At 73.4% G+C, this 24,479-nt stretch carries 19 protein-coding genes and 1 pseudogene; 10 read left to right on the top strand and 10 right to left on the bottom strand.

Translation table 11 applies throughout. The features are described from left to right. Positions 1-11 precede the first annotated feature (11 nt). A complete protein-coding gene (gene cimA, locus ABZ570_RS06300) occupies positions 12-1,592 on the bottom strand; it encodes a citramalate synthase (RefSeq protein ID WP_358057656.1) in 1,581 nt (526 codons plus the stop codon). 362 nt (positions 1,593-1,954) lie between these two features. Here cimA and ABZ570_RS06305 point away from each other — a divergent pair, with 362 nt between their 5' ends. The 4 genes from ABZ570_RS06305 to ABZ570_RS06320 all read left to right on the top strand — a co-directional run bounded on the left by ABZ570_RS06305 (position 1,955) and on the right by ABZ570_RS06320 (position 4,403). Further along, a complete protein-coding gene (locus ABZ570_RS06305) occupies positions 1,955-2,515 on the top strand; it encodes a peroxiredoxin (protein WP_358057659.1) in 561 nt (186 codons plus the stop codon). A 2-nt stretch (positions 2,516-2,517) separates the two neighbouring features. Beyond that, positions 2,518-3,048 (top strand): carboxymuconolactone decarboxylase family protein, encoded by a 531-nt coding sequence (locus tag ABZ570_RS06310; protein ID WP_358057662.1) that lies wholly within the window; start codon positions 2,518-2,520, stop codon positions 3,046-3,048. A gap of 88 nt (positions 3,049-3,136) precedes the next feature. Next, positions 3,137-3,595: a PRC-barrel domain containing protein gene (locus ABZ570_RS06315; protein ID WP_358057665.1), complete on the top strand. Its 459-nt coding sequence runs from the start codon at positions 3,137-3,139 to the stop codon at positions 3,593-3,595. Between the two features lie 76 nt (positions 3,596-3,671). Next, the gene (locus ABZ570_RS06320) at positions 3,672-4,403 is read left to right on the top strand and encodes a tyrosine-protein phosphatase (protein WP_358057850.1); all 732 of its coding nucleotides are present in this window, start codon (positions 3,672-3,674) and stop codon (positions 4,401-4,403) included. 147 nt (positions 4,404-4,550) lie between these two features. Here ABZ570_RS06320 and ABZ570_RS06325 read toward each other — a convergent pair whose 3' ends face one another. Beyond that, positions 4,551-5,648 carry a branched-chain amino acid aminotransferase gene (locus tag ABZ570_RS06325; RefSeq protein WP_358057668.1) on the bottom strand — a complete coding sequence of 366 codons (1,098 nt, stop codon included), beginning with the start codon at positions 5,646-5,648 and terminating at the stop codon, positions 4,551-4,553. Between the two features lie 202 nt (positions 5,649-5,850). Beyond that, the gene (locus tag ABZ570_RS06330; protein ID WP_358057671.1) at positions 5,851-6,882 is read right to left on the bottom strand and encodes a 3-isopropylmalate dehydrogenase; all 1,032 of its coding nucleotides are present in this window, start codon (positions 6,880-6,882) and stop codon (positions 5,851-5,853) included. 148 nt (positions 6,883-7,030) lie between these two features. Here ABZ570_RS06330 and ABZ570_RS06335 point away from each other — a divergent pair, with 148 nt between their 5' ends. Then, complete coding sequence (locus ABZ570_RS06335) at positions 7,031-7,900, top strand: FAD:protein FMN transferase (protein WP_358057674.1); 870 nt, start codon at positions 7,031-7,033, stop codon at positions 7,898-7,900. Between the two features lie 332 nt (positions 7,901-8,232). Then, entirely contained in the window at positions 8,233-8,589 is a 357-nt protein-coding gene (locus ABZ570_RS06340) for a hypothetical protein (protein WP_358057677.1), read from the top strand. 64 nt (positions 8,590-8,653) lie between these two features. Here ABZ570_RS06340 and serA read toward each other — a convergent pair whose 3' ends face one another. From serA to ABZ570_RS06365, 5 genes are all read right to left on the bottom strand, one after another. Continuing rightward, entirely contained in the window at positions 8,654-10,252 is a 1,599-nt protein-coding gene (gene serA / locus ABZ570_RS06345; protein ID WP_358057680.1) for a phosphoglycerate dehydrogenase, read from the bottom strand. 367 nt (positions 10,253-10,619) lie between these two features. Then, positions 10,620-11,633 carry a ketol-acid reductoisomerase gene (gene ilvC, locus ABZ570_RS06350; protein ID WP_358057683.1) on the bottom strand — a complete coding sequence of 338 codons (1,014 nt, stop codon included), beginning with the start codon at positions 11,631-11,633 and terminating at the stop codon, positions 10,620-10,622. A gap of 90 nt (positions 11,634-11,723) precedes the next feature. Then, entirely contained in the window at positions 11,724-12,239 is a 516-nt protein-coding gene (gene ilvN, locus ABZ570_RS06355) for an acetolactate synthase small subunit (protein WP_358057686.1), read from the bottom strand. Beyond that, a complete protein-coding gene (locus tag ABZ570_RS06360; RefSeq protein ID WP_358057689.1) occupies positions 12,240-14,126 on the bottom strand; it encodes an acetolactate synthase large subunit in 1,887 nt (628 codons plus the stop codon). Between the two features lie 182 nt (positions 14,127-14,308). Continuing rightward, a complete protein-coding gene (locus ABZ570_RS06365; RefSeq protein ID WP_358057692.1) occupies positions 14,309-16,702 on the bottom strand; it encodes a bifunctional diguanylate cyclase/phosphodiesterase in 2,394 nt (797 codons plus the stop codon). A gap of 111 nt (positions 16,703-16,813) precedes the next feature. On the opposite strand from ABZ570_RS06365, the gene ilvD reads away from it, so the two are divergent. Beyond that, the gene (gene ilvD, locus ABZ570_RS06370; RefSeq protein ID WP_358057695.1) at positions 16,814-18,661 is read left to right on the top strand and encodes a dihydroxy-acid dehydratase; all 1,848 of its coding nucleotides are present in this window, start codon (positions 16,814-16,816) and stop codon (positions 18,659-18,661) included. 7 nt (positions 18,662-18,668) lie between these two features. Continuing rightward, positions 18,669-19,148, top strand: a pseudogene (locus tag ABZ570_RS06375) (substrate-binding domain-containing protein); the annotation flags it as partial. A gap of 26 nt (positions 19,149-19,174) precedes the next feature. Here the strand turns inward: ABZ570_RS06375 and ABZ570_RS06380 are convergent. Then, on the bottom strand, positions 19,175-21,619 hold the full coding sequence (locus tag ABZ570_RS06380; RefSeq protein WP_358057697.1) for a bifunctional diguanylate cyclase/phosphodiesterase: 2,445 nt from the start codon (positions 21,617-21,619) through the stop codon (positions 19,175-19,177). Between the two features lie 243 nt (positions 21,620-21,862). On the opposite strand from ABZ570_RS06380, the gene ABZ570_RS06385 reads away from it, so the two are divergent. Then, the gene (locus ABZ570_RS06385) at positions 21,863-22,237 is read left to right on the top strand and encodes a PH domain-containing protein (RefSeq protein WP_358057700.1); all 375 of its coding nucleotides are present in this window, start codon (positions 21,863-21,865) and stop codon (positions 22,235-22,237) included. Between the two features lie 34 nt (positions 22,238-22,271). Here ABZ570_RS06385 and ABZ570_RS06390 read toward each other — a convergent pair whose 3' ends face one another. Further along, positions 22,272-23,201, bottom strand: coding sequence for a 2-hydroxyacid dehydrogenase (locus ABZ570_RS06390; protein ID WP_358057703.1), 930 nt, complete (start codon positions 23,199-23,201; stop codon positions 22,272-22,274). 69 nt (positions 23,202-23,270) lie between these two features. Here ABZ570_RS06390 and ABZ570_RS06395 point away from each other — a divergent pair, with 69 nt between their 5' ends. Continuing rightward, complete coding sequence (locus tag ABZ570_RS06395) at positions 23,271-24,446, top strand: PQQ-dependent sugar dehydrogenase (RefSeq protein ID WP_358057706.1); 1,176 nt, start codon at positions 23,271-23,273, stop codon at positions 24,444-24,446. Positions 24,447-24,479: the final 33 nt, after the last annotated feature.

Here is a 24,479-nt window from a genome sequence, read left to right on the forward strand (position 1 = left end):
AGGGCCCGTCCTTACACCCGGGCCCGGTCGAGGCCGTAGGTGAGGGCGTCGACGAGGGCGTGCCAGCTCGCCTCGACCACGTTCGGGTGGACGCCGACCGTGGTCCAGTCCCGGCCCGCGCCGGCCGTCTCCACCAGCACCCGGGTCACCGCGCCGGTGCCGTGGCTGCCCTCCAGGATGCGGACCTTGTAGTCGGCCAGCTCGAAGTCGCGCAGCTCCGGGTAGTGCCGGGCCAGGGCCGCGCGCAGCGCCTCGTCCAGGGCGTTGACCGGACCGTTCCCCTCGGCGGTGGCGATCACCCGCTCGCCGCGTACCCGGATCTTGACGGTGGCCTCGGAGACCACCGCGCCGTCCTCGCGGTGCTCGACCAGCACCCGGTACGACTCCAGCGCGAACGGCCGGGGTACGGCCAGACCGGGCAGCTCCGAGCGGACCAGCAGCTCGAACGAGGCGTCGGCGGCCTCGAACGACCAGCCGCCGGCCTCCAGCTCCTTCACCCGCTTGGTGACGGTGGACAGGGCGTCCGGATGGCCGGACAGGTCCAGGCCCAGCTCACGGCTCTTGAGCTCGACGCTGGCCCGCCCGGCCATCTCGGTCACCAGGATCCGCATGCCGTTGCCCACCACCGACGGGTCCACGTGGTTGTAGAGCAACGGGTCGACCTTGATCGCGCTCGCGTGCAGCCCCGCCTTGTGGGCGAAGGCGGCGGCCCCGACGTACGCCTGGTGGGTGTCGGGGGCGATGTTGGCGATCTCGGCGATGGCGTGCGAGACCCGCACCATCTGTTCCAGGCAGCCCTCTGGTAGGACGGGCAGCCCGAGCTTGAGCTGGAGGTTGGCGACGACCACGAAGAGGTCCGCGTTGCCGGGGCGCTCGCCGTACCCGTTGGCGGTGCCCTGGAAGTGCCGCACGCCGGCCTCGACCGCCGCGATGGTGTTGGCCACCGCGCAGGCGGTGTCGTTCTGGCAGTGGATGCCGAGCAGCTCCGGCGCCACGCCGGTGCGCGCGGTGACGTCCGCGATGGCGGCGGTGACCTGGGACGGCAGCATCCCGCCGTTGGTGTCGCAGAGCACGAACCGCTCGGCCCCCGCGGCGAGTGCCGTCTCCAGCACCGCGGCGGTGTACGCCGGGTCGTGCCGGTAGCCGTCGAAGAAGTGCTCCCCGTCGACGAAGACCCGTCGGCCCTGCCCCACCATGTACCGCACCGTGTCGCGGATCATCGCGAGGTTCTCCTCGGCGGTGGTACGCAGCGCCCGTTCGACGTGCCGGAGGTCCGCCTTGGCGACCAGCGCCACCGCCGGGGTCTCGGCGTCGAGCAGCCCGCGCACCTGCGGGTCGGTCTCGACCGCCACCCCGGCCTTGCGGGTGGCCCCGAAGGCGACCAGGATCGCGTGCTTCAGGTCCAGCTCGGAACGGGCGCGCCGGAAGAACTCGGTGTCCTTGGGGACGGCGCCCGGCCAGCCGCCCTCGATGAAGCCGACCCCGAGGTCGTCGAGCAGGCGGGCCACCGCCAGCTTGTCGACCACCGAGTAGCTGAGCCCCTCACGCTGCGCGCCGTCGCGCAGCGTCGTGTCGTACACCTGGAAGGTCATCGGAGTCCTCTTCTCGAACCTCGGGGGAGCAACAAAAAGACCCCCCGCGGATGCGGGAGGTCTGCGCGCTCGGCGAGAGGGAAGGCCGGCGCGCTAGCTGCCAATAATCAGGGCGTGGCTGGTCACGATCGGTACTCTGCCACCCCCGCCCTGGTTTTGGGAGGAAGAATCCACATGCCGGGACGGTGACGGTGGGTGTTCACTACCCGATTGGCATACGAAGTCGCGGCAGAACCCGCCGCTCGTGATCAACTTCACAAGTCGACCGGCCGCTACCAGGTGAAAACAGCACTGCGGCAGAATCTGGAACCGATCCAGTTACCGGCCTCGCGCCGCTGACAAGCCACTGTCTAGGAGGACCTGTGCTCACCGTCGGTGACCGCTTCCCCGAGTACGAACTCACCGCCTGCGTGTCGCTGGACGCCGAGAAGGCGTTCGAGACGATCGACCACAAGTCCCACCAGGGCAAGTGGCGCGTGGTCTTCTTCTGGCCGAAGGACTTCACCTTCATCTGCCCCACCGAGATCGCCGAGTTCGGCCGCCTGAACGGCGAGTTCGCCGACCGGGACGCCCAGGTCCTCGGCGTCTCCGTCGACAACGAGTTCGTCCACTACGCGTGGCGCAAGGACCACCCGGACCTGCGTGAGCTGCCCTTCCCGATGCTCAGCGACATCAAGCGCGAGCTGACCGCCGCCTGCGGCGTGCTCGGCGAGGACGGCGTCGCCCAGCGGGCCACCTTCATCGTCGACCCGAACAACGAGATCCAGTTCGCGATGGTCACCGCCGGCTCGGTCGGCCGGAACGTCTCCGAGGTGCTGCGGGTGCTGGACGCGCTGCAGACCGACGAGCTCTGCCCGTGCAACTGGAACAAGGGCGGCGCGACCCTGGATGCCACCACGCTGCTCGCCGGTGCCGGGGCCTGACCATGGGTCTGGACGCGGTCAAGGCTGCGCTGCCCGAGTACGCCAAGGACATCCGGCTCAACCTCGGCTCCACCGTCGCCACCTCGACGCTCAAGCCGGAGCAGGCCTGGGGCACCGCCCTGGCCTGCGCGGTGGCGGCCCGCAACCCGATGCTGCTGAAGGAGGTCGCCGCCGAGGCGGCCGGTCACCTCACGCCGGAGGCGGTCGAGGCGGCCAAGGGCGCGGCCACGATCATGGCGATGAACAACATCTACTACCGGGCCAAGCACCTCATCGGCGACGAGCAGTACGCCACGCTGCCGGCCCGGCTGCGGATGCAGATCATCGCCCGGCCCGGTGTGGAGAAGGGCGACTTCGAGCTCTGGTGCCTCGCCGTGTCGGCGATCACCGGCTGCGGGGTCTGCCTGGAGTCGCACGAGAAGACCCTGCGCGCCGCCGGGTTCACCCGTGAGCAGGTGCACGAGGGGCTGCGCATCGCGGCCGTCGTGCACGCCGCCGCGGTGGCCCTGGACGCGGAGTCCGCGCTGGCCTGAACCGCCGGTGTAGCGACCTCCACAACCGGGTACGAAGGGTCCGACAGGGCACATCCCCCGAGAAAGTCGAGAAAGGGAGTGGACGCCGATGGATCGGCTCGACCCTCGAACGACCCACGGGACGCCGGACCCGCTGACCCAGGGTGGTCAGGGCGCCTTCGCGGGCGGCACGCCCGCGGGACGCTTCGATCCGTGGCGCTACCGGGACGACGCCGGCGTGTCCGGCATCGACCTGGTCGGCTACAAGGTGGAGGCGAGTGACGGCGGTATCGGCAAGGTGGACCGGGCCAGCCACGAGGTGAACTCCAGTTTCCTCGTGGTCGACACCGGGCCGTGGATCTTCGGCACGAAGGTCATGCTGCCGGCCGGCACCGTCAACCACGTCGACCACGACGAGCGGAAGGTCTACGTCGACCGGAGCAAGGACCAGATCAAGGCCGCGCCCGAGTACGACGCGAGCACCGACTCGGATCCGGCGTACCGGGAGAAGCTCGGCGGGTACTACGACGACACCTACTCGTCGATCCCGCCGGGCACCGCCCGGTAACGGAGTCACCTGCACCGGACGGCCGGCGGGGCACATCGCGGCCCCGCCGGCCGTTACCGTGTCAGGGGTGGAAACCATCGACGTCCCTTTCCGGAACCCCTTCCCGGCCCTGTTCAACTTCCGCGACGTCGGGGGCCACACCGGCCACGACGGGCGGATCGTGCGCCGGCGCCGGCTCTACCGCTCCGACTCGCTGCACCGCATCGACGAGACCGACCGGGCGGCGTTCGCCGACCTCGGCATCCGCACCGTCATCGACCTGCGCCGCCCTGAGGAGGTGGCCCGCGACGGCCGGGTGCCCGCGTACGACGGGCTCACCTACCGGCACATCCACCCGGAGCATCAGAGCTGGGCCGACTTCCGGTACGACCCGCGGGAGAGCCTGCCCCGCTGGCTCGCCGACCGGTACGCCGCCCTGGCGCAGACCGGCACGGCCGGCCTGGCCGAGGCGCTCGGGCTGATCGCGGACAGCGCCAACGCCCCGGTGGTGGTGCACTGCGTGGCCGGCAAGGACCGCACCGGGATCGTCTGCGCGCTCACCCTGGCCGTGCTCGGCGTGCCCGACGACGACATCGTCGCCGACTACGCGCTGAGCACCGAGGCGTCCGACCGGTTCAGCGCCTGGGTCGCCGCGACGCTGCCCGAGGCGGAGCAGCCGTCCCGCCCGTACCTCGCCTCCCCCGCCGAGGCGATGACGCTCTTCCTCACCGAGCTACGCGCGGGATACGGCTCGGTGGAGGGCTACCTGCGCCACGCCGGGGTGACCGACGCCCAGCTCGACGCGCTCCGCGACCACCTGCTCGACTGAAGCGCGCCGCCGCAGCGCGCCAGGGACAAGACGTCGAAGTCCCTGTCGCGCTGATGGCGTGAACGATTCAGCCTCGGGACGCTGGGCGCGAGCGCCCGGCGAAAGCCGCCGCCAGAGCGCCGCGACGGCTGTTCACCCGACCAGCGGTCAGAGCACCCGCTGCACCCAGCCGTGCCGGTCCTCGGCCCGGCCGCGCTGGATGTCGACCAGCCGCTGCCGCAGGGCCATCGTGGAACGTCCCGGCTCGCCGCCACCGATGAGGAACTCCCCATCGGGGAAGCGCACCCCGCCGATCGGGGTGATCACGGCGGCCGTGCCGCAGGCGAACACCTCGCGGAGCCGGCCGCTGGCCGCGTCCGCCTGCCAGTCGGCGAGGCTGATCGGCCGCTCCGCCACCTGGTGCCCGGACTCGGCGGCCAGGGTGAGGATCGCGTCGCGGGTGATGCCCGGCAGGATCGTGCCGGTCAGCGGCGGGGTGACCAGGGTGTTGTCGTCGTAGACGAAGAAGACGTTCATGCCGCCCAGCTCGTCGACGAAGCGCCGCTCCACCGCGTCCAGGAAGACCACCTGGTCGCAGCCCGCCTCGATCGCCTCGGCCTGGGCCACCAGCGAGGCGGCGTAGTTGCCGCCGCACTTGGCCGCGCCGGTGCCGCCCGGCGCCGCCCGGGTGTAGTCCGGGGAGACCCAGACCGTGATCGGCTTGACCCCGCCGGTGAAGTAGGCACCGGCCGGGGAGGCGATGACCGCGTAGAGGTACTCGTTGGCCGGGCGGACGCCGAGGAAGACCTCGCTGGCGAACATGAACGGCCGCAGATAGAGGCTGGCGTCCTCGTCCTCCGGGACCCAGTTCCGGTCGATCTCGACCAGCCGGCGCAGCGAATCGACGAAGGTCTCCGGCGGCAGCTCGGGCATCGCCAGCCGCCGGGCGGACGCGACGAAGCGGGCCGCGTTCGCCTCCGGACGGAACAGGGTGGCGCCCCCGTCCGCGGTCCGGTACGCCTTCAGCCCTTCGAAGACCTCCTGCGCGTAGTGCAGGACGGCGGCGGCCGGGTCCATCGGGATCGGTGCGCGCGCCTCGACCCGGGCGTCGTACCAGCCCTTGCCGTCGGCGTACCGGATGGTCACCATATGGTCGGTGAACACCCGGCCGAACCCGGGGTTCGCCAGCAGGGCGGCCCGGTCGGCGGCGGATACCGGCGCGGGATTCGGACGGATCTCGAAATCGAGCTTGTCACCACCGCTCATCGCGCTGACCTCCCTGCGGGTCCCACGGCATGCGCCACCGCACGCCGACGTCATTGGTGCCAGAAACTTACCCCGAACGGTCGTTCAGCGGATAGCTCCACCCCGACACATCGAACGCACCGAATGACGGTGCGGCGATCGACGCCCGCGGCGGCCCGGGTACGGGTCTGGCAGCCCGGATCCCGGGCCGGCGACGGCCCGGTCAGCCTACGGCGTACCCGGCGAGGCGGTCGCCGACCTCCTCGGTGCGCAGCGGAGCCCCCGGCGTACGGTCGGCCAGCTCGGTGGCGACGGCGGCGGTGACCCGCGCGGCGGCGTCGGCGTGGCCGAGCTGGTCGAGTAGGAGCGCGGCGGAGAGCACCGCGGCCACCGGGTCGGCGACGCCCCGGCCGGCGATGTCCGGCGCGGAGCCGTGCACCGGCTCGAACATCGACGGGTAGCGCCCCTCGGGGTTGATGCAGCCGCTGGCCGCCAACCCGATGCCGCCGGTCACCGCGGCGGCGATGTCGGTGAGGATGTCGCCGAAGAGGTTGTCGGTGACCACCACGTCGTACCGCTGCGGCTGGGTGACCAGGAACATCGCGGCGGCGTCGACGTGCTGATACTCGGTGGCGACGTCGGGGTGCTCGGCGGCGACGGCCTCGAAGGTACGGGCCCAGAGCGAGCCGGCGTGGGTCAGCACGTTGGTCTTGTGCACCAGGGTGACCTTGCGCCGCTCGCGGCGGCCGGCCCGGGCGAAGGCGTCCCGGATCACCCGCTCCACACCGTGCCGGGTGTTCAGGCTCTCCTCGGTGGCCACCTCGGCCGGGGTGTCCCGGTGCAGCGAGCCACCGGCGCCGGCGTACAGGCCCTCCGTGCCCTCGCGGACCACGACCAGGTCGACCTCGCCCGGCTTCACAGCGGCCAGCGGCCCGGGCACCCCCGGCCAGAGCCGCGCGGGGCGCAGGTTGACGTACTGGTCGAACGCGAAGCGGAGCTTGAGCAACAGGCCGCGCTCCAGCACCCCCGGCGGCACCGTCGGGTCGCCGACGGCGCCGAGCAGGATGGCGTCGTGCCCGGCCAACTCGTCGAGGACCGAGTCGGGCAGCACCTCGCCGGTGCGGTGGTAGCGGGCCGCGCCGAGGTCGTACTCGGTGGCGGTCACGCCGGGAAGCACGGCGTCGATGACCTTGCGGGCCTGCCCGACGACCTCGGGTCCGATCCCGTCCCCGGCCACCACCGCGATCCGTGTCACCTGCGCTCCTCACCTCGTCGTTTGGGCAACGGTACGCCGCCGTCCCGTCTCCCGGTACGCACCGTCCAACATTCGGGACGGCCGGACGTTCAGGATCCTCCCAGGTGGCATTCATGGTGCAGTCAAGTCCGCTGCCTAGGGTAAGAGAATGATCGACACGCGGCGACGGACCCAGTGGCCCGACGAGCAACCGCGGACCCGCTGGCTCGACCAGTCCTCCTTCCTCAGCCGCCCCGACCTGCGCCTCGGTGCCCGCAGCCACCGGCTGGACCGGGCGGGCGGCGCCGGCGTCGACCGGATCAGCGTCCGGCACACCGTCCGCACCTCCACCGCCGAGTACTCGCTGCTGCTCAACGCGCCCGACTGGCTGGGCCGGCGGGGCGTCGGGGAGGCGCTGCGGGACGCGGTCGCCGAACTGCGCGCCATCGACCTCACGTACGGGCCGAACCAGCCGGACAGCCTGGTGTCGAAGCTGCGCCGGGGTGAGATCAGCCCCGAGTCGTACCCCCCGCTGGCCGACCTGGTGGACCGCTGCGCCGCGATGCGGGCGGCGACCGACGGATGGTTCGACGCCTGGGCGGTGCCGGGCGGCTTCGACCCGGGCGGCCTGCTCGGCGGCTGGGCCGTGGAGCGGGCGGCAGCCCGGCTGCGCGCGGCCGGCGTGCACGACTACGCCGTGCTCTCCGGCGCCGACCTCACCGTGCGCGGCCACGCGCCGCACGGCGGTCCGTGGCGGGTCGCCGTGCACCACCCGACGGAGGCGCACCGGGCACCCCTGATGCTGGAGATGACGGCGGGCGCGGTGGGGACCTCCGGGGTGACCGGGCGCCGGGGGCACGTGGTGGACCCGCACACCGGCGAGCCGGCCGACCAGCTCCGCGCCGCGACCGTGGTGGGCCCGGACCTCACGGTGGCTGACGCCTACGCCACCGCCCTCTACGCCGCCGGGCCGGCCGGGCTGGCCTGGTTCGGCAACGGCTCGGACTACCGGGTGCTCTTCGCCCACAGTCGACGGTGAGCACCGGCCGGGCCTCGCCGCCCCGCCGGGACATGGTTCGCGATCGGCCCCCACGGCCTCGGCAACGACCGTGGGGGCCGGTCAGCGACGAGTGCGCGTGGCTCGCGCAATCGAGGGGTGCGGGCCGGTGGGCCGGACGCCCGACCGCGCCACCCGAAGACGGGCCGGAGTCTCAACTCAGCCAGTGACCGCACGAGTACGCTAGCGAATCGACGTAACTCGAGGCAAGAGTCTCCACAGCGGACCGCACGAGCCCACGGATCCGCGCTTCGGGCACCAACCTGGGCGCGGCAGGATGACGGACCGTGCCCGGGAATGGCACGCTGTCCGCCGTGAGTTTTGATCTGAGCGTGTGGGCCCTGCCCGCCGGGGCCACACCCGACCAGGTACGGGCGGCGGTGCAGCGGTGCCGCGAGGGGCGGCACGGCGAGCACCATCCCGACCCGAGGGTGGTCGGCTTCTACCGGGCGATCACCGCCGCGTATCCCGACCGCCCGGCCGGCCCCGGCACCCCGTGGGAGGTCGCTCCGCTGCACGCGGCCTGCGACCACGTGGAGATGAACCTCGTCCCCACCTGCGAGGACCAGGTGCTGCTCGACATCGAGCGGCTGGCCGCCGAGCACGACCTGATGCTCTTCGACGCCCAGGACGGCACCGTCTATCCACCACCGGCCCGCGTCACGCCCTGACCAGCGCCCGGATACGACGAGGGGCCCGGCCTGCCGGCCGGGCCCCGGATCCGTCGTGTGTGGACTACTCGTCGCGCAGGTCGGCCGCGCTGGCCGCGACCGCGCCGATCGAGTCGGCGGCCGAGTTGAGCAGGTCGGCGCCGAGCGCCTGGTCGACGGTGAGCGTCATCAGCGTCTCGCCACCGGCCTCCCGGCGGGCGACCTGCATGGCGGCGATGTTCACGCCCGCCGCGCCGAGCAGGGTGCCGACGGTGCCGACGACGCCCGGCCGGTCGACGTAGCGCAGGAAGACGAGGATGCCCTCCGCGCCGATCTCCACGTCGAAACCGTCCACCTCGGTCAGTTTCATGAGGTCGCGGGTGCCGGCCTGGGTCACCGTGCCGGAGACGCTGACCGTCCGGCCGTCCGGCAGCGCGCCGCGTACGGTCACCAGGTTGGCGTGGTCGACCGTCTCGGCCTGCGTGGTCAGGGACACCTCGACCCCGCGCTCGGCGGCCAGGTGCGGCGCGTTGACGTAGGTGACCTGCTCCTCCACCACGGAGCTGAACAGCCCCTTGGTGGCGGCGAGCTTCAGCACCGACACGTCGTGCGCGACGATCTCGCCGCGAACCTCGACGGTGACGCTGGCGGCCACCCCGCCGGCCACCGCGGTGAACGCCCGGCCGAGCTTCTCGGCCAGCGGCAGCAGCGGGCGGACGTCCTCGGCGACCACGCCGCCGGCCTGCACGTTCACCGCGTCCGGCACGAACTCGCCCTGGAGCGCCAGCTTGACGCTCTTGGCCACCGCGAGGCCGGCCTTGTCCTGCGCCTCGTGGGTGGAGGCGCCCAGGTGCGGGGTGGCCACCACGTTGTCGAAGGCGAACAGCGGCGAGGAGGTGCAGGGCTCCTTCGCGTACACGTCGACGCCGGCGCCGGCGACCCGCCCCTCGGCGATCGCGTCCGCCAGGGCCTGCTCGTCGACCAGGCCGCCGCGGGCGGCGTTGACGATCCGGACGCCCGGCTTGACGATCGCCAACTCCTTCTCGCCGATCAGGCCCACCGTCTCCGGCGTCTTGGGCAGGTGGATCGAGATGAAGTCGCTCTCCCGCAGCAACTCCTCCAGCCCGACCAGGCGGACGCCGAGCTGCGCGGCGCGGGCCGGCTGGATGTACGGGTCGTACGCGATCAGCCGGGTGCCGAAGGCGGCGATGCGCTGCGCGAAGAGCACGCCGATCCGGCCGAGGCCGACCACCCCGACGGTCTTGCCCTGGATCTCCACGCCGGTGTATTTGGACCGCTTCCACTCCCCCGCCTTCAGCGCGGCGCTGGCGCTGGCGGTGTTGCGGGCCACGGCGAGCAGCAGCGCGACGGCCTGCTCGGCGGCGGAGACGATGTTGGAGGTGGGCGCGTTGACGACCATGACGCCCCGCGCGGTGGCGGCCGGCACCTCGACGTTGTCCAGACCGACGCCGGCCCGCGCGACGACCTTCAGGCGCGGCGCGGCGGCGATCGCCTCGGCGTCGATCTGGGTGGCGCTGCGTACGATCACCGCGTCGGCCTCGGAGAGGGCGGAGAGCAGGGCCGGACGGTCGGTGCCGTCGACGTGGCGCACGTCGAAGTCGTGCGCGAGCACCTCGATGGCGGCGGGGGCGAGTTCTTCGGCGATCAGTACGACAGGATTCATCGGTCCTCGTAGACGCTCGTATGCGGTCGGCCTGGGGCGACGGGGCGCCGCGCTGCGCCCCTGCGCTGATCGATGCCATGGCCGTCAGGTGCCGATTACGCACCTAGGAAGGATCGTAGGGCGCGGTCCTGCCGGTGTGTCCCGGACTGCCGGGTGAGCGCCCTCACACAGTCGTGCGCGCTGCGCCGACCGTACGCGGCGTGAGGACCGTCACCAGCGCGATGGCCACGGACGCGGCTATGCCGGAGAGCGATATGCCTCAGAGGCATAAAAATGCCGCTGAGGCATATCGCCAGCACAGGTGCTGCCGGCCCCGGCACAGCGACCTGCCCGTCCGGCGGTCCGGCCGGGAGGGCGAGGGCGCTGGTCAGGCGGTCTCGGTGATGGGCCGGTCGACCCAGCTCATCATGGCGCGCAGCTTCTGCCCGGTCTCCTCGATCGGGTGCGCCGCGCCCTCGGCCCGCCACTTCGCGAAGTTCGGCCGGCCGGCCTCGTCCTCGGCCACCCACTCCCGGGCGAACTCCCCGGACTGGATCTCGCCGAGGATCTTGCGCATCTCCTCCTTGACGCGGGAGTCGATGATCCGGGGGCCGCGGGAGAGGTCGCCGTACTCGGCGGTGTCCGAGATGCTGTAACGCATCCGGGCGATGCCGCCCTCGTACATCAGGTCGACGATGAGCTTCAGCTCGTGCAGGCACTCGAAGTAGGCCACCTCGGGGGCGTAGCCGGCCTCGGTGAGCACCTCGAAGCCGGTCTGCACCAGCGCCGCCGCACCACCGCAGAGCACCGCCTGCTCGCCGAAGAGGTCGGTCTCCGTCTCCTCCTTGAAGGAGGTCTTGATCGCGCCGGCCCGGGTGCCGCCGATCGCCTTCGCGTACGCCAGGGCCAGGCCGAAGGCGTTGCCGCTGGCGTCCTGCTCGACGGCGACCAGGCAGGGCACGCCCTTGCCGTCGACGTACTGGCGGCGGACCAGGTGACCCGGCCCCTTCGGGGCGACCATCGCCACGTCCACGTCGGCCGGCGGCTTGATCAGGCCGTACCGGATGTTGAAGCCGTGGCCGAAGAAGAGCGCCTTGCCGGCGGACAGGTTGGGCGCGATCGCCTCGGCGTACAGGCCGCGCTGGGCGGTGTCCGGGGCCAGGATCATGATGACGTCGGCCTCGGCCGCCGCCTCGGCCGGGGTGAGCACCCGCAGGCCCTGCTCTTCGGCCTTCGGCCGGCTCTTCGAGCCGACGGGCAGGCCGATCACCACGTCGACGCCGGAGTCGCGCAGCGACAGCGCGTGGGCATGGCCCTGGCTGCCGTACCCGATCACCGCGACCTTGCGGCCCTGGATGAGGCCCAGGTCGGCGTCGTCGTCGTAGTACACCTCAACGCTCATTGAACTTCCCTTTCGTACGGCGGTGCCCGGCGGCCCGTCGTGGACTTGTGCGGTGGTTCGGGCGGCGCGCGGGCGCCGGTCCGGTCGGGGTCAGGCGGCGCGCAGCGCGGGGCCGGCGGTGATCGAGCGCGAGCCGCGCCCGATCGCCACCGTGCCCGACTGCACCATCTCCTTGATGCCGAAGGGCTCGAGGTCGCGCAGCAGCGCGTCGAGCTTGTCGGGGGTGCCGGTCGCCTCGATGGTCAGGGTGTCCGGCGCGACGTCGACCACCCGGGCGCGGAACAGGTTCACCGTCTCCAGCACCTGGGCGCGGGCGTTGCGGTCCGCGCGGACCTTCACCAGCAGCAACTCCCGGGCAACCGAGACCTGCGCGTCCAGCTCAACGATCTTGAGGACGTTGACCAGCTTGTTGAGCTGCTTGGTCACCTGCTCCAGGGGGGACGACTCGGCGTTGACCACGATGGTGATCCGGGAGACGTCCGGGTTCTCGGTCTCGCCGACCGCGAGGCTGTCGATGTTGAAGCCGCGCCGGGAGAACAGCCCGGAGACCCGGGCCAGGACGCCCGGCTTGTTCTCCACGAGCACGGACAGCGTGTGCAGGTTCATTTAGAGCTCGTCCTCGTCGAAGGCGGGGCGGACGCCCCGAGCGAACATGATCTCGTCGTTGCTGGTGCCGGCGGCGACCATCGGCCAGACCATGGCGTCCTTGCCGACCACGAAGTCGATGACCACCGGGGCGTCGTTGATCGCCATGGCCGCCTCGATGGTCTTGTCCACGTCGGCGGCGTTCTCGCAGCGCAGGCCGACACAGCCGAGCGCCTCGGCGAGCTTGACGAAGTCCGGGATGCGGTGCTTGTGGGTACCCAGCTCGGTGTTGGAGTAGCGCTCCCCGTAGAACAGGGTCTGCCACTGCCGGACCATGCCCAGGTTGCCGTTGTTGATCACGGCCACCTTGATCGGGATGCCCTCCAGCGCGCAGGTGGCCAACTCCTGGTTGGTCATCTGGAAGCAGCCGTCACCGTCCACCGCCCAGACCGTGGTGTCCGGCTTGCCGACCTTGGCGCCCATCGCCGCCGGGACGGCGTATCCCATGGTGCCGAGGCCGCCGGAGTTGAGCCAGGTGTACGGCTTCTCGTACGAGATGAACTGGCTGGCCCACATCTGGTGCTGCCCGACGCCCGCCACGTAGATCGTGTCCGGGCCGGCGATCTCACCCAGCCGCTTGATCACGTACTGCGGGGAGAGGGTGCCGTCGGCCGGCTCCTCGTACCCCAGCGGGTAGCGCCGGCGCAGGTCGTCGAGCTGGGCCCACCAGTCGCCGAGGTCGGCGGCCGGCCGGGCCGCCTGCTCGGTGGTGACCGCGGCGATCAGCTCGTCGATCACGTGCCGGGCGTCGCCGACGATCGGCACGTCGGCGTGCCGGTTCTTGCCGATCTCGGCGGGGTCGATGTCGGCGTGCACCACGGTGGCGTCCGGCGCGAACGAGTCCAGCTTGCCGGTGACCCGATCGTCGAAGCGGGCCCCGAGCGCCACGATCAGGTCGGCCTTCTGCAGGCCGTAGACCGCGGCGACGGTGCCGTGCATGCCCGGCATGCCCAGGTGCTGCCGGTGCGAGTCGGGGAACGCACCCAGCGCCATCAGCGTGGTGACCACCGGGATGCCGGTCAGCTCGGCCAGCCGGCGCAGACCCTCGGTGGCGCCGGCCTTGAGCACGCCGCCGCCGACGTAGAGCACCGGGCGGCGGGCGCTGGTGATCAGCCGGGCCGCCTCCCGGATCTGCTTGCCGTGCGGGTGCAGGGTCGGCCGGTAGCCGGGCAGGTCGAGGGTGGGCGGCCAGGAGAACGTGGTCTGTGCCTGGAGGACGTCCTTGGGGATGTCCACCAGGACCGGGCCCGGCCGGCCGGTCGAGGCCAGGTGGAACGCCTCGGCCAGCACCTGCGGGATCTCCTCGGCGGTCTGCACCAGGAAGTTGTGCTTGGTGATCGGCAGGGTGATGCCCTGGATGTCCGCCTCCTGGAAGGCGTCCGTGCCGATCGCCGGCCGCGCGACCTGGCCGGTGATCGCCACGATCGGCACCGAGTCCATGTACGCGTCGGCGATCGGGGTGACCAGGTTGGTCGCGCCCGGGCCGGAGGTGGCCATGCAGACGCCGACCTTGCCGGTGGCCTGGGCGTAGCCGGTGGCGGCGTGCCCGGCGCCCTGCTCGTGGCGGACCAGGATGTGCCGGACGGAGGAGTCGTAGAGCGGGTCGTAGGCCGGCAGGATCGCACCGCCGGGGATGCCGAAGACGACGTCGACGCCGAGCGCCTCGAGCGCCCGCACCAGCGACCCGGCGCCGGAGACCTGCGCCTGGGCGGGCTGCCGTACCGCCGGGGTGGCCGGGACGGCCCCGTTGCGGGAGTTGGAGGCGTGGTCGGCGGCGCCGGCCGGCTCGGTGGCCGGGCGGGCGCGCCGGACGGAGTGGGCGAGGGTCTCTGGCGTGGGTCTCGTCATGGCGGTTCAAGCCTTCGGCTGGAGTGGGTGATGCACTTCTCAGGATGGGGCGCGGGCGTCCCGGTGATGGTCCGATGGCAACAAAAACGGCCCACGTGCAGATGCACGGGGCCAGCGCACTCTCGATCAGCAGAGAGTGCGCTCAGGTAAGTACTCGCAGCGACCGGTTCGACGACATGTGGCTAAGCCTGACGCATCTCACGCGATGAGTCAACTGATCCCACATTTTGGTTAACGGACGTCGGCACGTCACCCCGCGACGCACCCTCGGCAGCCGGTCCCACCTGCGAAGATCCCTCATCTCGGCGCGGCGCGGGCACCGGTGCCACCGGTGGGGCGGGCGGTACCGCGGTGGGCCGCGCGCCGGGCGAGGTGGCCGCCTCCAGCATCGCCTCCAGGTGCTCGGCGGGCACGCCCCAGCCGAACAGCGCGCCCTGCCCGAACCGGCAGCCGGCGGCGACCACCGCGGCGAGTTCGGTGGGGGTGGTCACGCCCTCCGCGATCACCTCCAGGCCGAGCTGGTGGCCGAGGCGCATCACGATGTCCACCATCGGGGCGAACGCCGGGCCGTCCCGGCCGACCGGCCGGACCGGCTCGTGCTCGGCGACCAGGCTGTGATCGATCTTGAGGATGTCGATCGGCAGCCGACGCAGCTGCCCCAGCGACGAGTAGCCGGCGCCGAAGTCGTCCAGCGCGATCCGCACCCCGGTGAGTCGCAGCGCGGACAGGCGCCGGATCAGCTCGTCCAGGTCGGTGGCGACCGCGTGCTCGGTGACCTCCAGCACCAGCCGCTGCGGCGGCACGTGGTGGGCGCGCAGTGCCTCGGCGACCTGCACCACGTACTCCGGGGCGTGCAGCTCCCGCGGCGAGACGTTCACCGACACCCAGACGTCGTGCCCGTCGGCCAGCCAGCGGGAGAGCTGGTAGCAGGCCTGGTGCAGCACCCAGGCGCCCAGCTTCGAGATCATCCCGCACTCCTCGGCGAGGGGGATGAACTCGTCCGGGCGGACGTTGCCCAGCTCTGGGTGGTGCCAGCGGAGCAGCGCCTCGGCGCCGACCGGGCGGACCGACGGCAGCGAGGCCACCGGCTGGAACGCCAGCCGCAGCTCGTCCCGCTCGATCGCGCCACGCATCTCGTGCTCCAGCATGGTGCGCCGGCGCAGCAGCTGGTCGTACGTCGCGTCGTAGCGCTCGATCCGGTTCTTGCCCCGCTGCTTGGCGTAGCGCAGCGCCAGGTCGGCGTTGCGCAGCAGCAACTTGACGTCGGTCTGCCCGTGGTTGGCGGCCACCCCGATGCTGACCGAGAGGAAGACCGGCCCGTCCGTCTCCTCGTACGGGCGGCCGAGCACCCCGAGCAGTCGTTCCGCGACCGGCCCGGCGTCGCTCCCGCCGTGCATCAGCACCGCGAACTCGTCGCCGCCGAGCCGGGCGGCCAGGTCACCCGGACGCAGGTTGCCGCGCAGCCGCCGGCCGACCTCGGCCAGCACCGCGTCGCCGACGTCGTGCCCCCGCATGTCGTTGACGTTCTTGAAGCCGTCCAGATCCATCCCGAGCAGGACGCAGGGGACGCCGGCCTCGGCGCAGCGGTGCAGCGCGCGCAGCAGCCCGCGCCGGTTGGCCAGCCCGGTGAGCGGGTCGGTGTGCGCCAGCTCGCGGAAGTGGGCCTCCCGCGCGGCCAGCCGGCCGGCGTAGCCGCGGACGTCGTTGAGGGCCAGGTACTGCCGGGCCACCAGGGCGAAGCCCTCGACGCTGCCGGCCACGATGGCGAACGCGTCGAACCGGCCGCCCTGACTCAGGTGGTACATCGCCGAGGCTGCCATGGCGAACATCGGCACGAAGGCGTACTCGCCGTCGCGGCGGATCAGGTCGACGTCGACCTGACCGGGCGGCTCGACCCGGTGCACCGCCGTGGCGGTGGCCAGCAGGCCCACGGTCAGCAGCGCGGCGCCGGTGAGGACCATCACCGGTCCGGCCTGGCAGAGCCCGGCGGAGAGGAGCAACCCACCGCCGGTCACCCCGGTCGTCCCGGTGCCGAGCAGGACGAGCCGGCCGCGCGGCGGATCGGCCCGCAGCACCATGATCAGGGCCAGCCCGGCGGTGAGCGCCGCGCTCAGCGTGGCCAGCACGATGGGTACGCAGGCCCCGGGGGTGAGCGTGCCGAGCAGCCGGGTCGGCTCGCTGAGGACCACCCAGCCGACGAACCAGAGCGCGCTCGCCATGATCACGCCGTCGAGCAGCAACCGGGCGGTGGCGGCCCGGGTGGCCGCGGCGCCGGGCAGGCGGAGCAGGGCGGCGCCCAGGGCCAGCCCACTGAGCGTGCCGCCCACCGAGACGAGCGTCGCCCAGCCGGTGCGCGGCCCCTGCCGGTGGCCCCACTGGTCGCCGGCGGCCAGCGCGGCGGCGACCGCGACCAGGAGGCTGAGCAGCGCGATCCCGGCGGCCGCGGCGAGCAGCACGTGGGCCTGCCGGTGCGCCCCGACCCGGCGGCGGGCCGAGGCGACGAGCAGCGCGGTGGCACCGGCGGCGACCAACCCGCTCAGCACCGCGACGGCGACCACGCCCGGGGACGAATGCACGACCTCAACTCTGCCGGATCCGCGCACCCCGAGAGGTCCCGGGTGTGCAACTGTTGGGACACGACCCGCGCGCCCGGGGGCGGCGCGGCCGGCGGTGCCACACTGGTAGGCATGCCTGAGCTGCGGTCGAGGACCTCCACCCACGGTCGGACGATGGCCGGCGCCCGGGCCCTTTGGCGGGCCACCGGGATGACCGACGACGACTTCGGCAAGCCGATCGTCGCCATCGCCAACAGTTTCACCCAGTTCGTCCCCGGTCACGTACACCTCAAGGACCTCGGCGGCCTGGTCGCCGACGCGGTGGCCGAGGCCGGCGGGGTGGGCCGGGAGTTCAACACCATCGCCGTGGACGACGGCATCGCCATGGGCCACGGCGGCATGCTCTACTCGCTGCCCAGCCGGGAGCTGATCGCCGACGCGGTGGAGTACATGGTCAACGCGCACTGCGCGGACGCCCTGGTCTGCATCTCCAACTGCGACAAGATCACTCCGGGCATGCTGCTGGCCGCGCTGCGGCTCAACATCCCGACGGTCTTCGTCTCCGGCGGCCCGATGGAGGCCGGCAAGACGGTCGCCATCGAGGGGGTCGTGCACTCCAAGATCGACCTGATCGACGCGATGATCGCCTCCTCCAACGAGGCGGTCACGGACGACCAGCTCGGGCAGATCGAGCGGTCGGCCTGCCCGACCTGCGGCTCCTGCTCGGGGATGTTCACCGCCAACTCGATGAACTGCCTCACCGAGGCGATCGGCCTGGCGCTGCCCGGCAACGGGTCGACCCTGGCCACCCACGCCGCGCGCCGGTCGCTCTTCGTCGAGGCCGGCCGCACCGTCGTGGAGATCGCCAAGCGCTGGTACGACGCCGACGACGCCTCGGTGCTGCCCCGCTCGATCGCCGACCGGGCCGCCTTCGAGAACGCCGTCGCGCTGGACGTGGCGATGGGCGGCTCGACCAACACCGTGCTGCACCTGCTCGCCGCCGCCCGCGAGGCGGAGCTGGACTTCAGGGTGGCCGACATCGACGCCATCTCCCGCCGGGTGCCCTGCCTCGCGAAGGTCGCGCCGAACTCGCCGCAGTACCACATGGAGGACGTGCACCGGGCCGGCGGCATCCCGGCCATCCTCGGCGAGCTGGACCGGGCCGGCCTGCTCAACCGGGACGTGCACGCGGTCCACTCCCCCAGCCTGCAGCAGTGGCTGGCCGACTGGGACGTGCGGGGCGGCTCGGCCACGCCGGAGGCGGTCGAGCTGTTCCACGCCGCCCCGGGCGGGGTGCGCACCACCGAGCCGTTCTCCACCACCAACCGCTGGTCGTCGCTGGACACCGATGCGGCCGGCGGCTGCGTGCGGGACCGGGAGCACGCCTACAGCGCCGACGGCGGGCTGGCCATCCTGCACGGCAACCTGGCGCCGGACGGCTGCGTGGTGAAGACCGCCGGTGTGCCCGAGGAGTGCCTGACCTTCCGCGGGCCGGCCAAGGTCTACGAATCGCAGGACGACGCGGTCTCGGCGATCCTGGCCAAGGAGGTCGTCGCCGGGGACGTGGTGGTGATCCGGTACGAGGGCCCGAAGGGCGGCCCGGGCATGCAGGAGATGCTCTACCCCACCTCGTTCCTCAAGGGCCGGGGGCTGGGTCGCTCCTGCGCGTTGCTCACCGACGGGCGGTTCTCCGGCGGCACCTCCGGCCTGTCCATCGGCCACGTCTCCCCCGAGGCGGCCTCCGGCGGGCTGATCGCGCTCGTGCGGGAGGGCGACGAGATCGTCATCGACATCCCGGCCCGGTCGATCCACCTCAACGTGCCCGACGACGAACTGCAGGCCCGCCGGGTCGCCGAGGAGAAGCGGGACCGCCCGTACACCCCGGCCGACCGCGACCGTCCGGTGTCCGCGGCGCTGCGCGCGTACGCCTCGATGGCCACCTCGGCCAGCGACGGCGCCTACCGCCGCGTCCCGGAGTGAAAGGAGGGTCGGGCACCCGCGGATCGCCCGGGTCGGCGGGCTGGCCGACCTGCTGCACACCGAGATCCGCGACGACGCGTTCGGCGCGGTGTGCCGGCGGCTCGGGCTGGACGACACCACCACGATCTGGTCCGACTACACCGGCGAGGAGGGCGCCCGGGCCACCCGGCGGCTGCTCAGCTCCGCCAACCGGCCCACCGCGGTGATCTACGACAACGACGTGATGGCCATCGCCGGGCTCGCCGTCGCCCAGGAGATGGGGCTCGCCGTACCCGGCGATCTGTCCATCGTGGCCTGGGACGACTCCCCGCTGTGCCAGCTGGTGCACCCGCCGCTGACCGCCCTCGGGCGGAACATCCCCGCGTACGGGGCGCACGCCGCCCGGCAACTCCTCGCCGTGATCGCCGGCGAGCCGGTCACCGGGCTCCAGGACGAGACCGCCCACCTCACCCCGCGCGGCAGCACGGCCCCGCCCCGCAGCAGATGAACCGGTTCAGCCACCGGCCGGCCAGCTCACCGCGGTGCCGAGCCGAACTCCTCGAACCACGCCTCGACCCGCTCGGCGGTGGCCGGGCGGGCGAGGGCGAAGCCCTGGCCGTAGCGGCACCCGGCCCGGCGGGCCCCGGCGACCTGGGCGTCCGACTCCAACCCCTCGACCACCACCTCCAAGCCGAGGCGGTCGCCCAGGGTGGCCACCACCTCGATCAGCGGAAGATGCCCGTCGGATGCCGGCCCGACCAGGTGCGGGCCGACCTTGAGCAGGTCGATCGGCAACCGACGGAGCTGGGCCAGCGAGGCGTGCTCGGCCCGGAAGTCGTCCAGCGCCGTCCGCACGCCGAGCGAACGCAGGCCGGCGAGCCGCGCCACCACGGTGGGCAGCTCCGCGGCGACCGCCGGCTCGGGCACCTCCACCACCAGGCGCTCCGGCGGCACGTCGTAGGCGGCGAGCGCGGTCGCCGTCCGGGCCACGAAGTCCGGCGCCGCCAGCTCGCGGGGCGTGACGTTCACGGCCATCCACAGCTTGCGTCCCCCGTCCGACCAGTCGGCGAGCTGCCGGCAGGCCCGGTCCAGCACCCACCGCCCCACCTCGCCGAGCAGGTCCAGGTCGGTCGCGACGGGTAGCAGCTCGTCCGGCAGCACGGTGCCCAACGCCGGGCTGCGCCAGCGCAACAGCGCCTCGGTGCCCACCGGCTGCCGGTCGGCCAGGGCCAGCACCGGCTGGTAGACCAGGTCCAGCTCGCCCCGGGCGAGCGCACCCGGCAGCTCCCGCTCCAGGTCCAGCCGGCGGACGAGTTGCTCCTCCAGGTAGGCGTCGTACCACTCGACCCGGTCCCGGCCGAGCTGCACCGAGCGGCGCCGCGCCAGGTCGGCCTGGCGCAGCACGTCCTCCGGGTCACCGCCGGCCGTCTCGGCCAGCCCGACGCTGACCCGGATCCGCCGCACCCCCTCGGGCACCCGGTACGGCTCGGTCAACGCGGCCAGCAACCTGCTGCCGAGCCCGTACGCGACGACCGGCCCGACGTCGGTGAGCACCGCGAACTCGGCGTCGGCGAGGCGGACCACCAGGTCTCCGGGGCCGCAGCCGGACCGAATCCGTCGGGCGACCCCGACCAGCACGGACGGGTCCACGGCCGGGCCGTCGTCGGCCCCGACCAGATCGACGACGAGCAGCGTGCCGCCCTCCCGCCGGGCCAGGCCGCGCAGCAGGTCGTCCCGACCCGCCAGGCCGCGCAGCAGGTCGTCCCGACCCGCCAGCTCGACGAGCGGACCGGTCGCGGTGCGCCGGTCGTCGGCCGGGGCGGGCGTCCCCGTCTTCCCGACCAGCTGGTCGGCGCGGTGTCGCTGGTCGGCGACGGCGAGCAGTTCGCGCAGCACCATCGGTGGGATGATCGCCAACCCCAGCGCGATCGCGGGGGCCGGGATCTCCCCGGCCATCCACAGGCGGTGGCCGGCGGCGAGCGCGGCGATGGCGGCCGGCGCGGTCAGCCCGGGCCAGCCGGCCGGGAAGCCGTCAGGCCGGGGCCGCTCCCCGGTGGCCGTACGCGCGGCACCGCCGGCGGTGAGCAGCGCGCCGGCCAGCAGCGGGGGCGCGACGGCCAGGATGGCCCGGTCCGGCGCGCCGCCGCCGAGCAGCACCACGAGCAGGGCCAGCCCGGCGAGGGTGGCCGCCGCTCCGGTGAAGCAGCGGGCCGCACCCGGCCGACATCGCCGCTCCGCCCGCGCGGTCACCAGCAGCGCCACCGCCCCGACCGTGCCAACGACCCCCGCGGTGGCCATCATCGGCGGCACCGGGCCGGGCGGCAGCAGCATCCAGGCCGCGAAGACCAGGCTGACGCCGAGACCGAGGACGTCGACGGCCCGGCTGAGCCGCTCGGCGGCGGTGAGCCGGGAACGGCCGGGAAGCCGGAGCAGCGCCACGGCGTACAGCGGGGCGGTGACGGCGAGGCCGACCAGCGCGACCGGCAGCCGGTACGACGGGTCGGTCAACGGCAGCACGGCGACGGTGAGCCCGGCGGACAGCACGGCCGCGTCGAGGAGCGCGGCGCAGCGGCGGGACAGCGCCGCCCGCGGGTCGCTCCGACCGGACGACGGCACAACGCCGGCGTCCGGGGCCGGGCCGACAGCCGAGGCCGGGCCGACAGCCGAGGCCGGGCCGACAGCCGGGACCACCCCGGCAGCCGGGGCCGAAACAGCGGCCGGGACCACCCCGGCGGCCGGGGGCGAGCCGGTGGCCAGGGCCGGGTCCGGGGCGGCTGCGGCGGGCGGGGTGCCGGCCAGCCAGGCGAGCCGGACGCAGGCCAGGGCGCAGCCGGCGGCCACGGCGAGCGCGACAGCGGCGAGGGCCGGGACGAGGCCGGCGGTCCCGGCCAGGACAACCAGTGTGCCGGCGAGCGACACGACGAGGTCGAGCAGCGGTGGTCGGCGGCGTCGACCAGCGACGGGATGGGTGACGGGCACGGCGGGTCGCCTTCGTGAGGGGGCACGGGGCGGTGCTGTTGCGCCAAAAGCGGGTGTGGAGTCAGCGGATGGGCGGGGGACGCGGACGACCGGGCGAGGACCCGGCTCCGCCACGACTGGGAGCGAGTCGGGATCGTTCTTGGTGACGCAAGACTTTACGTGACGTCGGTCATATCTGTGCCGCGGATCGCGGCCGTCACGCCCCTCGGAGGTGGACCGCACCCGGGGTGCGATCATCGGAGGGTGACCCGCGTCGACACCATCCGCTTCCGCCACAACCAGGCCATTCTGGTCGCCGCGATCGTCGCGTTCGTCGGCGCGCTGCCGCTGGCCACCGCGAACCCGTGGCTGCTCTGGGTGCTGCTGGTTCCGCTCGCCGTGATGGTCTGGGCCTGGCGGGCGGGCACCGACGCGGACTCCCGCGAGCTGCGGCTGCGGGCGCTCGCCGGGCAGCGGCGGATCCCCTGGGAGCGGGTCGCCGAGCTGACCGGTGACGCCCGCGGCCGGGGGGTCGTCCGGCTCGACGACGGGGAGCTGCTCGTGCTCCCCGCCGTACGCGCCGACGACCTGCCCCGGCTGGTCTCCGCCACCGGGCAGGAACTGTCCGGCACCGACTGAGCCGGCCCGGGCAACGAGGGCCGGGCCGGCCGGGTCAGTACCCGTCCACCACCCGGTTCGCCAGCGGCTCGCCGGCCGCGAACCGCCGCAGCTGCTCCCCCACCAGCCGGTACGCCCGTGGCAGCAGGCCGCGTACCGAGCCGCCGACGTGCGGGGTGAGCAGCACGTTCGGCAGCTCCCAGAGCGGATGGTCTACGGGCAGCGGCTCAGGATCGGTGACGTCGAGGGCGGCCCGCAGCCGGCCGGAGGCCAGCTCGGCCACCAGCGCCGAGGTCCGGGCCACCGGGCCGCGGGCGGCGTTGACCAGCAGCGCGCCGTCAGGCATCGCGGCGAGGAACTTCTCGTCGACCAGCCCCCGGGTCTGCTCGGTCAGCGGCACCAGCAGCACCACCACGTCCGCCGCGGGCAGCAGCGCGGGCAGCTCGTCCACCCCGTGCACCCCCTCGGCGGGGCGCGGGCGGCGGGCGACCAGTGTGAAGGTCACCTCGAACGGGGCCAGCCGGGCCTGGACGGCCGCGCCGATCGACCCCGCCCCGACGATCAGCACCCGCTTGCCGGCCAGCTCGTCGGTCGGGGCCACCGCGTCGTACGCCCACTCCCGGCGGCCCTGGGCGCGGGCCAACGGGCCGAACCCGCGCAGCACGGACAGGATTGCGCCGACCACCCACTCCGCGGTGGCCGAGTCGTGCACGCCCCGGGCGTCGCAGAGGGTCACCCCGTCGGGGATCCGCCCCACCCAGGCGTCCGCGCCGGCGGACAGCAGCTGCACCACCGCCAGGTCGGACAGCTCGGCCAGGAGCGGGGTGGCGGCCGGGCCGGCAGAGAGGAACGGCGGCACCCAGAACCGCACGCCGGACGGGGACGACGGGGGCCGGGCCGGGTCTTCCAGCAGCTCCACGGTGACGTCTGGGGGCAGCTCACCGAGGAGGTCGAGACCGGCCCGGTGCGGAATCCATACCTTCACGACCGCCGACCATAGCCGCCGCGCCCGCTGTACCGGCCGGTCGGCCCCAGCCCGGCTACTCTGGGGCGGGTGAACGTCCGTCCTCCGTACCCTCGCACCAGCCGTTTCCGGCTGGCGCTGGCGGCGCCCTGCGCGGCGCTGCTGCTGGGCACCGCCGGCTGCGCGTTCGGCGAGCCGGAACCGGACCCGGCCGGCGCGCCGCCGAACCTGCCGACCCCCTCGGCCACGGCCAGCCCCGGCGGCGCCGGGCAGCAGGTGGTCGCCACGGTCCTGGCCAAGGGGCTGGCGGTGCCCTGGGCGATCGCCTTCCTGCCCGATGGCGGCGCGCTGGTGACGGAGCGGGACAGCGGGCGGATCCTCCAGGTCGGCCCGGCGTCCGGGCCGGAGGGGCTGAACGTCACCGTGGTGCAGACCGTGCCGGACGTGGCGGCCGGCGGCGAGGGCGGGCTGCTCGGCATCGCCGTCTCCCCGTCGTACGCCAAGGACCGCACGGTCTTCGTCTACTACACGACCGCCCAGGACAACCGGATCGCCAAGCTGCAACTGGGCGCGCGGCCCGCCCCGATCCTGACCGGCATTCCCAAGGCCGGCACCCACGACGGCGGCGGGCTGGGCTTCGGCCCGGACGGCTACCTCTACGCCAGCACCGGCGACGCCGGCAGGACGGCCAACGCGCAGGACCCGAAGAGCCTCGGCGGCAAGATCCTCCGGATCACCACGGACGGCCGGCCGGCCCCGGGCAACCCCACCCCCGGCTCGCCGGTCTGGTCGCTGGGGCACCGCAACGTCCAGGGCTTCGCCTGGACGCCGGACAAGCGGATGTACGCGGTGGAGTTCGGCCAGAACACCTGGGACGAGATCAACCAGATCAACAAGGGTGGCAACTACGGCTGGCCGCAGGCCGAGGGGCGCGCCGACGACCGGCGCTACGTCGACCCGATCGTGCAGTGGCCCACCGCCGACGCCTCCTGTTCCGGACTGGCCGCGGTGGAGCGCCTGCTGGTCACCGCCTGCCTGCGCGGGCAGCGGCTCTGGCTGGTCGAGCTGGCCGCGAACGGCACCGTGCTCGGTCAGCCCCGCGAACTGCTGACCGGCAAGTACGGCCGGCTCCGGGCCGCCACGGTCGCCCCGGACGGCTCGCTCTGGGTGAGCACGTCCAACCGGGACGGCCGGGGCAAACCGGCCGCGGAGGACGACCGGATACTCCGGCTGGTCTTCGCCGACGGCGGGGCCGGACGCAGCTGAGGCCCGGCCGCCGGACGGCGGCAGATCGAAAAA

It is taken from the genome of Micromonospora sp. NPDC007271 (genome assembly GCF_040634005.1).
Taxonomy (GTDB): Bacteria; Actinomycetota; Actinomycetes; order Mycobacteriales; family Micromonosporaceae; genus Micromonospora.